The sequence below is a fragment of the Pandoraea oxalativorans genome (assembly GCF_000972785.3).
Classification (GTDB): Bacteria; Pseudomonadota; Gammaproteobacteria; order Burkholderiales; family Burkholderiaceae; genus Pandoraea; species Pandoraea oxalativorans.
This window is the reverse complement of the sequence record NZ_CP011253.3, coordinates 1,811,465-1,825,335: the sequence shown is the minus strand read 5'-3', so window position 1 is coordinate 1,825,335 and position 13,871 is coordinate 1,811,465. Positions and strand designations below refer to the sequence as shown.

At 62.6% G+C, this 13,871-nt stretch carries 11 protein-coding genes; 10 read left to right on the top strand and 1 reads right to left on the bottom strand.

All coding sequences use genetic code 11. The features are described from left to right. Positions 1-49 precede the first annotated feature (49 nt). From MB84_RS08230 to MB84_RS08210, 5 genes are all read left to right on the top strand, one after another. Positions 50-1,198 carry a PQQ-dependent sugar dehydrogenase gene (locus tag MB84_RS08230; protein WP_052653058.1) on the top strand — a complete coding sequence of 383 codons (1,149 nt, stop codon included), beginning with the start codon at positions 50-52 and terminating at the stop codon, positions 1,196-1,198. 183 nt (positions 1,199-1,381) lie between these two features. Further along, complete coding sequence (locus MB84_RS08225) at positions 1,382-2,194, top strand: META and DUF4377 domain-containing protein (RefSeq protein ID WP_052653056.1); 813 nt, start codon at positions 1,382-1,384, stop codon at positions 2,192-2,194. A gap of 9 nt (positions 2,195-2,203) precedes the next feature. Further along, positions 2,204-2,653, top strand: coding sequence for a TM2 domain-containing protein (locus MB84_RS08220; RefSeq protein WP_046291429.1), 450 nt, complete (start codon positions 2,204-2,206; stop codon positions 2,651-2,653). Positions 2,654-2,662: 9 nt separating this feature from the next. Next, a complete protein-coding gene (locus tag MB84_RS08215; RefSeq protein WP_046291428.1) occupies positions 2,663-3,598 on the top strand; it encodes a Rossmann-like and DUF2520 domain-containing protein in 936 nt (311 codons plus the stop codon). 219 nt (positions 3,599-3,817) lie between these two features. Continuing rightward, positions 3,818-4,996 carry a PA0069 family radical SAM protein gene (locus tag MB84_RS08210; protein WP_245725515.1) on the top strand — a complete coding sequence of 393 codons (1,179 nt, stop codon included), beginning with the start codon at positions 3,818-3,820 and terminating at the stop codon, positions 4,994-4,996. 9 nt (positions 4,997-5,005) lie between these two features. On the opposite strand, the gene MB84_RS08205 is transcribed toward MB84_RS08210, so the two are convergent. Continuing rightward, positions 5,006-5,494, bottom strand: coding sequence for an Lrp/AsnC ligand binding domain-containing protein (locus MB84_RS08205; RefSeq protein WP_039399452.1), 489 nt, complete (start codon positions 5,492-5,494; stop codon positions 5,006-5,008). 104 nt (positions 5,495-5,598) lie between these two features. Here MB84_RS08205 and MB84_RS08200 point away from each other — a divergent pair, with 104 nt between their 5' ends. From MB84_RS08200 to MB84_RS08180, 5 genes are all read left to right on the top strand, one after another. Further along, positions 5,599-6,885, top strand: a complete 1,287-nt coding sequence (locus tag MB84_RS08200) for a D-amino acid dehydrogenase (protein WP_046291427.1) — start codon at positions 5,599-5,601, stop codon at positions 6,883-6,885. 96 nt (positions 6,886-6,981) lie between these two features. Beyond that, on the top strand, positions 6,982-8,115 hold the full coding sequence (ald, locus tag MB84_RS08195) for an alanine dehydrogenase (protein WP_046291426.1): 1,134 nt from the start codon (positions 6,982-6,984) through the stop codon (positions 8,113-8,115). A gap of 227 nt (positions 8,116-8,342) precedes the next feature. After that, positions 8,343-9,038 carry a bifunctional 2-polyprenyl-6-hydroxyphenol methylase/3-demethylubiquinol 3-O-methyltransferase UbiG gene (ubiG, locus tag MB84_RS08190; RefSeq protein ID WP_084010019.1) on the top strand — a complete coding sequence of 232 codons (696 nt, stop codon included), beginning with the start codon at positions 8,343-8,345 and terminating at the stop codon, positions 9,036-9,038. A gap of 1 nt (position 9,039) precedes the next feature. Further along, positions 9,040-9,762: an HAD-IA family hydrolase gene (locus MB84_RS08185; RefSeq protein ID WP_084009666.1), complete on the top strand. Its 723-nt coding sequence runs from the start codon at positions 9,040-9,042 to the stop codon at positions 9,760-9,762. 277 nt (positions 9,763-10,039) lie between these two features. Next, a complete protein-coding gene (locus MB84_RS08180; RefSeq protein ID WP_052653052.1) occupies positions 10,040-13,867 on the top strand; it encodes a DUF748 domain-containing protein in 3,828 nt (1,275 codons plus the stop codon). Positions 13,868-13,871: the final 4 nt, after the last annotated feature.

Here is a 13,871-nt window from a genome sequence, read left to right as displayed (position 1 = left end):
GCCTCAATTCGTTGCGACCTCCCATGTCGGCGTAGCTCGGGGCACCCGGATGACTGCGACGAAGTTCGCCACGTGTTTTGCCGTGACACGCGTAGCCGTCCTGGTAAGCACCGCGCTGACGTGCGCCCCGCAACTGGCGACGGCGCGCGACGCCCTTCCCATCGAGCGCCTCTCGCTACCTCAAGGCTTCTACGTCGAAGTCCTTTCCGACCAGGTGCCCGGGGCTCGAGGCATGGCGTTAGGTTCGAGAGGCACGTTGTTTGTCGGAAGCCGGGCGCAGGGCAACGTTTACGCCATTACGCTCGATCCATCGCGCGCCTACGCGGCCAAGGTCCGCACAGTGGCGTCAGGCCTGAACATGCCCGTCGGCGTCGCGATGCGCAATGGCGCTCTCTATATATCGGCCGTGTCGCACATCGTCAGACTCGATGACATCGAAAACCATCTCGACAACCCAGGCAAACCCACCGTCGTCTACGACAAACTTCCCACCGAAAGCCACCAGGGCTGGCGATATATCGCCTTCGGCCCGGACCAGCGTCTCTACGTTAGCGTCGGCGCACCCTGCAATGTCTGCAAGCGCGACGAGAATCGTTACGCGATGATCGGCAGCATGAAGCCCGACGGTACGGACTGGCGGGTCGTCGCCCGCGGCGTGCGCAACACAGTGGGGTTCGACTGGCAGCCCGGCACCAATGCGTTATGGTTCACCGACAACGGTCGCGATATGCTCGGCGACGACGTTCCCGACGACGAACTCAACCGGTTAACGCGCACAGGGGAGCATCTTGGGTTTCCGTACTGCCACGCCGGTGATGTCCCCGCCCCCGACTTCGGCCGCGAAAAGGCGTGCCGCACTTTTTCGCCTCCCATGGCCAAACTGGGTGCCCACGTAGCCGCCCTCGGCATGCGCTTCTACACAGGCAAGCAGTTCCCGGACGATTATCGCGGCAGTATCTTTATTGCTGAGCACGGTTCGTGGAATCGGAGCAGCAAAGTGGGATACCGGGTCGTTCGCGTGGTTCTGGATGCGAAAGGCAACGTCAGCAAGCAGGAAGTTTTTGCGCAGGGATGGTTGGGTGACGGTGACGCCGTGTGGGGTCGCCCCGTCGATCTGCTGACCCTGCCGGACGGATCGCTCCTGATCAGCGACGACCATGCCGGCGCAATATATCGAATCACGTACCGAAAGCCATGAGGTCCCGCGATGACACATTTCACACCAATGGGAAATATCGTCAGACCTACGCAAGGAACTGACCCCAAGCCTGCCCGGTCAACGATGAATGGTACTCACGGCACCGCCATAACACATTGCCCCACGTTCAGCGCGACGTTTTCGCCGTCCCTGCCCTCTTCGCAACTACGCCCAAACAACATCATGACTCAACGCCTACTCTCGTTTCTGCCCCCCTCGTTGACTTCGTATCTGGTCACGCTCCTCGTGCCTGCCGCCATGCTGGCCGGTTGTGCGGCGCCGTCCGGAGGAGGTGCCAATCCCGCATCGGGTACGCCGGATAACGCCGCAGCAGCGACCGCCCCTGCCGACATTCTCGGCACCTGGCAGTTGATGAAATGGGAAGGCACGAGCGACGCGCCGAACCTGCCGGAAGGCCGCGCCATCAATCTGACGTTCAACGACAAGGGGGCTTACTCCGGCACCGGCGGCTGTAATCGCATCTTTGGGCAATACACGATCGGCCCCGGCAAGGGACAACTCAGCATCCAAACCCCGGCAGCAACACGCATGGCCTGCCCGGATTCGATGGCTTTCGAAGACCGCTACCTCAAGACGCTCGCCAGCATGACGCGCTTCGAGCGCCGCGACACGCAATTGATTCTGAGCGCACCGAACGGACCGACACTCACCTATGCATCCCAAACGTTGCTCAACCGCACGGTGGCTGGTGCGAGCGGCACGGCGGCGACGGAAGATCGCATTCTCGATGTCGATTCGCAGATGGCGGACTGTGTCGGCGTGGCACCGCGCAAGTGCTTGCGTGTGCGCGCCCCCGACGACTCCGGCAAATCGCAATGGGAACTCTGGTATGCCCACATCGATGGCTTCGAGTGGAAGCCCGGCGTAGAATACCGCGTGAAAATTCACGGCGAACCTGTCACCAATCCGCCCGCTGACGCGTCGAGCATGCGCTGGACGCTCGTCGAAGTCATTCGGGAAACGCCTGCTCGATAACCATTCCAAATGAACGCAGTCGCTTACAAGTCCAAAACCCTGACCGCCGGTCTCGCCATGCTGTTCGGCACGCTCGGCCTGCATCGCTTCTATCTGTATGGCGTGCGAGACCGCTTCGGCTGGGCCCACATTGTGGGTTCGGCATGCGGCGTAGCCGGCTGGGGACTTCTGGTCACGAGCGAACTGCATTCCGTTTCCGGATGGATACTCACGATTCTGGGCGCCATTTCGCTTTTTTCGGCGTTTCTCGCCGCGATTGTCTACGGCTTGCGTCCAGACGAGCGCTGGAACGCGCAGTTCAACACCCACGTCTCGAACAAGTCGCGGTCGGGCTGGATCGCGGTCATCATCGTCAGCGTGTCGCTGTTTGTGGGCGCCATGCTGATGATGGTCGGTTTGGCCGTTGCATTTCAAACCTACTTTGAGATCCACGACACGCCGAACCGCTTGTCGCAGTAAAAACCGATCGTGACGCCCACTCCCACCGCCCCTTCCCATCGGCCGACGCTGGGCTTCATCGGTGCCGGGCGTGTGGCTCGTGCGCTCGCGCAAGCCGCAACCCGAGCCGGATACGAAGTGACGATCGTTGCTAGCCGGCATATCGACAGTTCGAGCCGCATTGCGACGGCCTTGCCTGATTGTGAGGCCCGCGCCTTCGAACGGTCGGAGACCATGAGCGACGTCTTTTCGCGCGCCGATCTGGTCTTCCTGACGGTGCCTGACGACGCCATAGCGACTTGCGCTGCGCACCTCACGCCGCGAGCGGGCCAGGCACTGGTGCATTGCAGCGGCGCATCCGATGTCGGGCTGCTTACGCCCGCGACGCGCCACGGCGCACAAATTGGCGGCTTTCATCCGCTTTTTCTTTTCGCCGGACTCGACGACGATGCGACCCGCTTGCAGGGATGTGCGATCACCATCGAGGCCGAAGCGCCGCTGAACGACATTCTTCAGCGTCTCGCGGGCGATATGGGCTGCCGCCCGTTGTCGATCCCCGCGGGCGAGCGCATGCGATACCACGCGGGCGCCAACTATGCCGCCAGCTTTCTGCTCTGCCTGCTCGACGAGGCGACTCACCTCTGGAAGTCCATCGGCATGCCCGAGGGCGATGCGCAAGATGCTATGTGGCCGCTGGTCATGGGCACGCTCAACGCTGCGCGCGAACGCGGGCTCCCGGGCGCGCTTGCCGGACCGGTGTCGCGCGGCGACGCCAATATCGTTGCCCGCCACGTCGAAGCGCTCGCAGCCATGGGCGGCAATCATGCAACGCTTTACTCGCTGTTGACCCTGCGCGCCATTCATCTGGCGCGTCAGCGTCCGACCCCGGACAACGCCGCCCTCGACGACATCGCACGGGCGATCGCGCCCTTTATCCCTCCGGTCACGCCCGGCAGTCACACATAGGTTCAGCCAAGCCTCCCAAACAGCCCACCCTATCGCTGCGGCCTGGATCGTCAGCGCCGCAGGTCCGACCAGTGCCAGCGGGATGCCGCTCACCCGATTCACCCCAGTCTTCATGTTTCTCCTTTGCCTCAATACTGTATAAAAACACAGTATAATGACAAGCATTCCCTGCTGCCGTCCGACGGCCGCGACAGGGACAGCTAATTCAGGAGATGAGTCATGGCATCCTCATTCGCGCCGCCCCCGTCGCGCAAGGGCCGAGGCGCCACCGCCAATCTCGAATCGCGCTTTTCGGCGTTCCGGCGCGAGAGCGATGAAACCCGTCATGAATCAGACGCTGCCCAAGAATGCGAAGTCAAATTCGTGACCCAGGTCGCACTGGAAAATGCGCGAACGATCATCTCCCGTAACACCTCGGCGGACATTCCGTTCGATCGCTCGATCAATCCCTACCGTGGATGTGAGCACGGCTGCACCTATTGCTTTGCGCGCCCCACGCACGCCTACCTGGGACTCTCTCCGGGCCTTGACTTCGAGACCCGTTTGTACGCGAAACACAATGCGGCAGAGCGTCTTGACGCCGAGTTGCGCAAGCGCGGTTACCAACCCGCATTGCTTGCGCTTGGCGCAAACACGGATCCCTATCAGCCAATCGAGCGGGAATACGGGATCACGCGCAGCGTCCTGGAAGTGCTGGAGCGTTTTGGGCACCCTGTCGGCATCACCACCAAATCGGCGCTCGTCACGCGCGACATCGACATTCTTTCGCGCATGGCCGCGCGCGGTCTGGCACGGGTCTTCATTTCGGTGGGAACGCTAGATGCGGATATCGCCCGCAAGATGGAACCGCGCGCGAACACGCCGTCGCGACGCATCGACGCCATCCGCAAGCTGACGGATGCCGGTATTCCGACAGGCGTCATCGTCGCGCCGATCGTGCCTGCGCTGACCGATTTCGATATCGAGCGAGTGCTGACGACTGCAGCCGATGCCGGCGCAACCTACGCGGCATACGTGATGTTGCGACTTCCCAGAGAAGTGCACGACGTCTTCGTTGAATGGCTGGAAGCCAATTACCCGTTGCGGGCTCGCCACGTTATGAGCCTGATCGAGCAAGTGCGTGACGGAAAGCACAACAGCTCGGAGTTCGGTACACGGATGAAAGGCACCGGATTACACGCCGAACTGATTCGGCAGCGCTTTCACCTGACCGCACGCAAGTTGGGACTCAATCAGGCCAGACCGCCATTGAGAAACGATCAGTTCTGCGTCCCGGAACTGCCCCCACAGGCCAGTGACGGGAATGGGCCGAATTACAGTCGTCGCGCGCGTCCTGACCGGCAAGCCGTCACCAGCGGACCGGCGAATACGGCAGATCCGCAGATGCCACTTTTTTAGCCGCCCCCCTCACTCGTCGACATGAACGGTGAGCGTTTCCTTGATTTCCTCCATGACAACGTAACTTTTCGACTGCACGGCCCCGGGCAGTTGAAGAAGAATGTCGCCCAGCAACTTCCGATACTCGGACATCTCGCGGATACGCGCCTTGATCAGATAGTCGAAATCCCCCGAAATCAGGTGGCACTCCATGACCTCCGGAATGCGCAGCACTTCCCTGCGGAACTGGTCGAACATGTTGCCGGATTTATGGTCGAGCGTGATTTCGACGAACACCAGCAGTGCCGCGCCCAGCGCCGCCGGATTGACGCGGGCGAAGTAGCCCATGATCACGCCGTCCCGCTCCATGCGTTTCACGCGCTCGATACATGGCGTGATGGACAGACCAACCTGCTCCGACAGGTCCTTCATCGACATTCGGCCGTCCTGTTGGAGCAACGTCAGGATGCGTCGGTCGAGCCGGTCCAGTGTTCGGACGGATTGCTGCTGAACTCTCATGATTTTTTCCTGAATTCAGGCCATATACATTAACTAAACCTACGATTGCGAGAATAGCATGCGAATTATTACTGCATAACTATGGTTTTACAGGAGTCAACGCAATGAAGGTCATCGTTCTCGGCAGCGGCGTCATCGGCGTAACGAGCGCCTACTACCTGGCAAAGGCCGGGCATGACGTCACGGTGCTCGACCGTCAGGCAGGACCGGCGCTCGAAACCAGCTTCGGCAACGCTGGTCAGATTTCGCCCGGATACGCGTCCCCGTGGGCCGCACCGGGGATTCCGGCAAAAGCCGTCAAGTGGCTATTCCAGAAACACGCCCCGCTCGCCATTCGTCCGGACGGCACGCTCACGCAATTGAAGTGGCTCTATCAGATGCTGCGCAATTGCACGCCCGAGCGCTATTCCGTCAACAAGGAACGCATGGTGCGGATCGCCGAGTACAGCCGCGACTGTTTCCGTGAACTGCGCGCAGAGACCGGCATCGCTTACGAGGGCCGTCAGGCAGGCACGCTCCAATTGTTCCGGACCGAAGATCAACTCGAGAACGCGGCGCGCGATATCGCTGTACTCGAAGAGGCCGGCGTGCCGTTCGAACTCCTGGACAGCAAGGCGCTCGCGAGCGCAGAACCGGCACTGGCAGCGGTGTCGCACAAGCTGACCGGCGGCCTGCGCCTGCCGAACGACGAAACCGGCGACTGCCAGATGTTCACGACGCGTCTGGCGGCCATGGCTGAAGCGCTAGGCGTGAAATTCCGCTACAACATGCCGGTCGACGGCCTGAACGTCGTCGGCGACAAGATCGATGGCGTGGTGTGCGCCGGTTCGCTGCAACGTGCGGACGCCTATGTCGTTGCGCTCGGTTCGTACTCCACGCCGTTCCTGCGCGGGATCGTCGATATTCCGGTGTATCCGCTCAAGGGCTACTCGATTACCGTACCGATCGTCGACGCATCGCGCGCCCCGGTTTCCACCATCCTGGATGAAACCTACAAGATCGCGGTGACGCGCTTCGACGACCGTATCCGCGTCGGCGGCATGGCAGAAGTCGTGGGTTACAACAAGCGCCTTAACCCGGCGCGGCGCGCCACGCTGGAGATGGTCGTGAACGATCTGTACCCGGGTGCCGGCAACACGGCGGAAGCGTCTTTCTGGACAGGCCTGCGCCCGATGACACCGGACGGCACGCCGATCGTCGGCGCGACAGCGCTGCGTAACCTGTTCCTGAACACGGGACACGGCACGCTCGGCTGGACGATGTCGTGCGGTTCGGGCCAACTGCTGGCCGACCTGATGTCGGGACGCCGCCCGGCCATTCTGGCCGACGATCTATCGGTGGCGCGCTACAGTGGCGCGTCCCACGCGCAGGCCGAACCGGCCTTCGCCTGACCTTCCAGACGGCACCTTCGGGTGCCGTTTTTGTTTGGGCATCACGTGTTGTCGAATTCGCTGTTCGTAGTCACATCACAACAAAGGAGACGCATCATGAAGATCGGTGTACCCAAGGAGATCAAGAACCACGAGTATCGCGTAGGCATGACGCCCGCAGCCGTACGCGAAGTGGTGGCACGCGGGCACGAGGTGTGGATCGAGACGCAGGCCGGCGAAGGCATCGGGATGGACGACACGGCCTACGCCACCGCAGGGGCCCGCATCGCTGCCAACGCTGTCGACGTCTTCGATCGCGCCGAACTCATCGTCAAGGTCAAGGAGCCGCAGGCTGTCGAGCGCGCCAGATTGCGGCCTCATCACACGCTCTTCACGTATCTCCACCTCGCCCCCGATCCCGAGCAAACCAACGATTTGATCAAGAGCGGCGCGACGTGCATCGCGTACGAAACCGTGACGTCCGCAAATGGCGGCCTGCCGCTGCTTGCGCCCATGTCCGAAGTCGCGGGCCGCATGTCCATCCAGGCTGGCGCAACTGCGCTCGAAAAGACGCATGGCGGGCTTGGCTTGCTGCTCTCGGGTGTGCCCGGCGTCGAGGCGGGCAAGGTCGTCATTCTCGGCGGCGGTGTCGTGGGTACGAATGCTGCGACCGTGGCCGTCGGCATCGGGGCGCAGGTCACGGTCATCGACAAATCGGTCGACGCGTTGCGGCGGCTGAGTGCCCAGTTCGGGGGACGTGTGCAAACGGTCTATTCGACGCAGCACGCAATCGAAACGCATTTGCGCGATGCCGACCTGGTCATCGGTGGCGTCCTGATCCCAGGCGCCGCCGCCCCCAAGCTCATCACCCGGGCGATGCTGGGTCTGATGCGCAAGGGTGCCGTGATCGTGGACGTCGCCATCGATCAGGGCGGTTGCTGTGAGACGTCGCACGCGACCACGCATGCGGACCCGGTCTACGTGGTCGAAGGCGTGGTGCACTACTGCGTCGCCAACATGCCGGGGGGCGTGCCGCGCACGTCGACTTTTGCCCTGAACAACGTGACACTTCCATTCATTCTGCAACTGGCCGATCACGGGGCCGTGGCCGCCATGCGCGCCGATCCGCATTTGCTGGCCGGACTGAACGTCGCGCGCGGTATGGTGACGAACCGCGGGGTGACCGACGCGCTGGGACTCGTCTACCACGATCCGCACGCGGTATTGGCGAACCTGCCGGCCGCAGCCTGAGCTCAAATCGGATCGTCAGGGCCATCGGGCGTCACCCCGGCCCGGCGCAAATCTCCGCCGCACCGCTGACCGCCCGGCCCCGCCACGCCTTGCGCTTTGGACATGGGCGCACTCACTTCGTTATACTTCCTCCATCTCGACGGCGCCCGCCGACCAACCGGCATGGAGGGCACGCTCAGCCACTCGGCATTCCGCCTGCCCGAGCCGTCAACGTCTATGAGCAAGTGATGAACGCCGACCCGCAAGAACTCAATAAATTCAGTGAATTGGCCCACCGCTGGTGGGATCCGCACAGCGAATTCAAGCCGCTGCACGAGATCAACCCGTTGCGCCTCGACTGGATCGAACAGCACGTCCAGTTGCAGGGCAAGCGCGTGCTCGACATCGGCTGTGGTGGCGGCATTCTGTCGGAATCGATGGCGCGTCAGGGTGCGCGCGTCAAAGGCATCGATTTGTCGAAAAAGGCGCTCGGGGTTGCCGATTTGCATAGCCTCGAAGCAGGCCTGTCCATCGAGTACGAAGAAATCGCCGCCGAAGCGCTCGCTGCGCGTGACGCGGGTACGTATGACGTGGTGACCTGCATGGAAATGCTCGAACACGTGCCGTCACCGGCATCGATCGTCGCTGCGTGCGCAACGCTTGTGAAACCGGGCGGTCATGTGTTCTTTTCCACGCTCAATCGCAACCCGAAGGCATGGCTGCTCGCCGTGGTCGGTGCAGAGTACGTACTGCGGATGCTGCCGCGCGGCACGCACGATTACGCCAAGTTCATCCGCCCGTCGGAGCTGGCGTCGTTTACCCGTGCGAGCGGCCTGACAATCCGCGACATGCGTGGCATGACCTACAATCCGATCAGCAAACGCTACGCGATCAATCGCGATACCGACGTCAACTACCTGGTCGCCTGCATACGCGACGCCTGATATGTTCGAGCCCCCCGCCCGCGCCCCCTCCTCTCTCGACGCCGCGTCAACGCGGCTGCACGGCGAGATTCGCGCTGTCCTGTTCGATCTGGACGGCACACTCGCCGACACGGCCCCCGATCTCGTCGCTGCGGTCAACAAGGTGCGTACCGATCGGGGTCTGCCGCCAGGCCCTTACGAGACGCTTCGACTGCAAGCGTCCCATGGTGCGCGCGGATTAATTGGCAGTGCATTCGGCGTAACCCCCGACGATGCCGCCTTCCCGGGCCTGAGAGACGCATTCCTTGCCAACTACGAAGCCGGGTTGTGCGTGCAAAGCCGCTTGTTCGAAGGCATTCCGGGCTTGCTCGCTACCCTGAGCGAACGTGGCATGCCGTGGGGCATTGTGACGAACAAGGCCGCGCGCCTGACGAATCCGCTAGTCAAGCTGATCGGACTCGCGGACGGCGCAGCCTGCGTTGTCTCGGGTGACACGACACCGCATAGCAAGCCGCACCCTGCGCCCCTGCTCTACGCAGCCGAGTGTATTGGCATTGCGCCTGCCCATATCGTGTACGTTGGCGACGACCTCCGCGATGTGCAGGCTGGCAAGGCCGCCGGAATGGCGACGATTGCGGCGGCCTACGGTTATTGCGGCGACTCGCTCGCGCCTGCTCAGTGGCAGGCGGATGCCGTCGTCGAACGCGCGGGTGCGATCGCCCCGCTGGTGATGTCGCTGGCGTAAGCCACCCAACCATCGCCCGCCAGGACGCCGTCGCGACACGCACGGCGCGTCCTGGGAATGTCCCGCCGCGCCCCGATGGCGTTGCGTATGCTTCACAGGCTACTTACGGGAGACCGCATGGCCGAGCAAGCGAACGATCGCGAATCCTCAAAAAATTCCCCCGCAGGCGGCACCCGCCTGCAGCAAGGCCTCGCACGCGCACAAGCGCTTGGACGCGACCCGGACGTGCGCCGCCGCGCGCGCAAGACCGGACTGTGGGCCGCGGGGGATCATTGCCGTGTTTGGCGTCGTCGGCTACTTCACTGTGCCGGCCGTGCTCAAGCATTACGCCGTCGACAAACTCTCCGCCTATCTCGAACGGCCGGTGAGCGTCGGCGACGTCAGTTTCAATCCATACACGTTGCGCCTCGATCTGCATCAGGTGCATATCGGCGACAAGACACCCGGCCAGCCGTTCGTCGATATCGGTGAATTGCGTGTGAACGCCTCATGGAGCTCGCTGTTCCGCTTTGCGCCGGTGATCGGCGAGTTGTACGTCGACACGCCCGTCGTGAACATCGTGCGCACCGCGCCGCAGCGGTTCAATTTCTCGGACATCGTCGATCGCGCGACATCGGGACCGCCCTCGCCCGAACCCTCGAAGCCTGCGCGCTTTGCACTGAACAATGTGCAGATCAAGAACGGCACGATTCGCATCGACGATGCGTATCAGAACGAAAAGCACGTTGTCGACAATCTGCAGGTCGGCGTGCCATTCATTGCCAACCTGCCGGCCGACACCGATATCTTCGTACAGCCGCTGTTGCAGGCATCCATCGACGGCTCACCGCTGCATATCTCCGGGCAGACCAAACCGTTTGCCGACTCGCTGGAGTCGACCGTCGACATCAAGCTCGACCGGCTCGACGTGCCGAAGTACCTCGGTTACTCGCCCATGACCGTTCCCGCGCAGATCAAGAGCGGCGCGGTCAGTACCGATCTGAAACTGCGCTTTACCCGAGACAAGGACGGCAACCACATAGTCCTGACGGGAACTGCGGGGTTGGCTGACGCGGTGATCAACGAGGCTGACGGCTCACCGCTCGTTGCGATCAAACAAATCGACGTCAAGCTGGGCAAGGTCGAGCCGTTGAGCAACATCTATCACGTCGACAGCGTGCGGATCGATGGACTTGACCAGCGTGTCACGCTGGAGAGGGACGGGTCGATCAACGTCGCAAAAGCCCTGCTGCCGCAACGGCCAGTGCTGAAGGCTGTCGGCAAAGCGGTCGACGAAGCGGCGGCATCGCCCAAGGCGAGCGAAGCCGCCAGGTCCGCACCGAAGGTCGCTGCCGAACAAACGGCACGCCCCGCCACGCCCGCGTCGGCCGCTGAAGCCGCGCAGGCGAAGGCGGCTGCCGCAGCGCAACCCTTGCCGCTCGACTTACTCGTCGGCGAGGTTTCGCTGGTCAACAGCAAGCTACGTTTCACCGATGAGCGCGGCGCAAAGCCCGCGAGCATTGCGCTGGAGAACGTACAGCTCGGGGTGAAACAGTTTTCTACGCTGGGTAAGGACCCCGCAACTTACGATGCGTCGCTAGGTATCCAAAGCGGTGGCTCGCTCAAGGCCCACGGTCAGTTCAGCCTGCCTGCGTATAACGCCAGCGGCGAATTGGACGCACAGTCGATCGCGCTTGCACCGCTGCTGCCGTTTGCGCAAGGCGCGCTCGCAGGCGACCTGAAGAGCGGCACAGTCGGTGCGCAAGCAACGTTCAATGCCGCGTTTGCCCCCGACAAGCAGCCCAATGTGCAGATCGCGCCTGCTACGGCAACACTGGAAAAAATCGAGTGGCTGACGGGTCAAAAGGGCGACGCCCCGGTGAAGCTGGCCAAGGCACAGGCGAAGCTCTCGCACTTCGACCTTGGTGCCCGTCAGGCGGTCGTGGACGAAGTGACGCTCAGTGGCCTGGACGTAGCGGCACGCCGCGACAAGGACGGCAAGATCAACCTGCTGGCGCTGACCGGCGACGGCCAGCCGAAGGCGTCCGCAAGCAGCGGCAGCAGGATCAATGCCCGTGTCGGCGCCGAACGCGGTCGACGTACGTCTGCCAAAGCCGCTGCATCGAACACGCAAGCTGCGGGCGGATGGCAGTGGAAGGTCGGCAACGTCTCGGTCGATAACGCGAGCATCGGGTTTGAGGATCGCGCGGTCAAAGGCCGTCCGATCAATGCGAAGTTCGCCCCGCTCAACATCAAGGTCCACGGCGTGTCGCAAGACATGACCAAGCCGTTGCAGCTTGAGGTGAACGGCACGCTGAACAAAAAGGGCTCGCTCAACGCGACGGGTAACGTCACGCCGCAGCCGTTGTCCGGCGATCTTCAGGTCAAAACCCAGCAGCTCGATCTGGCGGCGTTCGATTCGTACATGAGCGACGAACTGAACGCGAGCATCGCGAGCGCCCTGCTCTCCAGCAATGGACGCGCCACTTTCGTGATGAAGGGCGAGTCACCGCAAGTGACGTATCGCGGCGATGCCACACTCGGCAACGTACGCCTGCTCGACAAGGTGACGACAGACGACTTCGTGCGCTGGAATGCGCTGGCGGTGCAGCAGATCAATCTGGCGGTGGGCAGCGGCAAACCGAACGTCCAGTTGGGCAGCATTGCGCTGTCGCGCTTTTACGCGCGTCTGATCATCAATGCGAACGGCCGCCTGAATTTGGCCGACGTGGTGGGCAACAACCAGGCGCCCCGCTCGCTCACGCGCGCGAACGAAGGCATACCGCTGGATGCGGCGTCCGCAGCGAAGCCCCCGCTCGATGCGGCGGCCTCGGCGGTAGAAGCCGGGCAGCCGACGGAGGTCGAGAAGAAGGAGCAATCGCCTGGCAAGACGACGGCCGAACGCGGCCCCGGCTACGGAACGGGCAAGGCGCTACCTGCGGACGTCCACATCGGACGTATCACGCTGCAAGGCGGCAACATCAACTTCACGGACAACTTCGTCAAGCCGAACTACACGGCCAACCTGACGGATATCGGCGGACGGATCGGCGCTTTTGGCACCGCCACCACTGAGCCGGCCGAAGTCGCGTTGCAGGGCAAGGTGAACCGCAACGCGCCGATCAATATCAACGGCAAGATCAACCCGCTGGCGCCGATGGCGTTCGTGGATCTCGGGGCGAAAGCGGACGGCATCGAACTGACCAACCTCACGCCGTACTCCACGAAATACGCGGGTTACCCCATCGAAAAGGGCAAGCTCACGGTCGACGTGCACTATCTGCTCGATCAGGCGAAGCTCACCGCGAACAACCACATCTTCATCGACCAGTTGACGTTCGGCGACCATGTGGACAGCCCGACGGCGACCAATCTGCCGGTGCGCCTGGCGGTGTCGTTGCTCAAGAACTCGCGTGGTGAAATCGACGTCGATATTCCGATTTCCGGCTCGCTGGACGATCCGCAGTTCAGCCTCGGCGGGGTGATTTTCCGAGCGTTCGTGAATCTGATCGTCAAGGCGGTCACGGCACCGTTCAGCTTATTGGCGTCCGCCTTCGGCGGTGGCGATCAGGAGCTGGGGTACGTTGAATTCGCCCCGGGCAGTGCGCGTCTGTCGCCTGCCGACGAAAAGCGTCTCGAAACGCTGGTCAAGGCGCTGAACGATCGCGAAGCGCTGAAGCTGGACATCGTAGGTCGCGTAGATCCTGCCAAGGATACCGACGGCCTGCGTAGCGTCGCGGTCGAGCGCGCCATCAAGGCGCAGAAGGTCAAGGCGATGGTCGGCAAGGGCGAGAGCATCGACGTCGACAGCGTGACGGTAACGCCGGAGGAACGCAGCAAGTACCTCACGGCGGCCTACAAGGCGGCCGACTTCGCGAAACCGCGCAACATGATCGGACTGACCAAGTCGCTGCCGGATGACGAGATGGAAAAGCTCATGGAGACGAACGTCAAGGTAGGCGACGACGAACTGCGGGCGCTGGCCGAGCGGCGCGCACAGCGGGTGCGGTCGTGGCTGGATGGCAAGATCGCTTCTGACCGGCTGTTTGTGGTGGCGCCGAAGCTGAATGCGGACGGCATCAAGGACAAGGGAGCCACCACCCGGGTGGACTTCGCACTCAAGTGAGGCA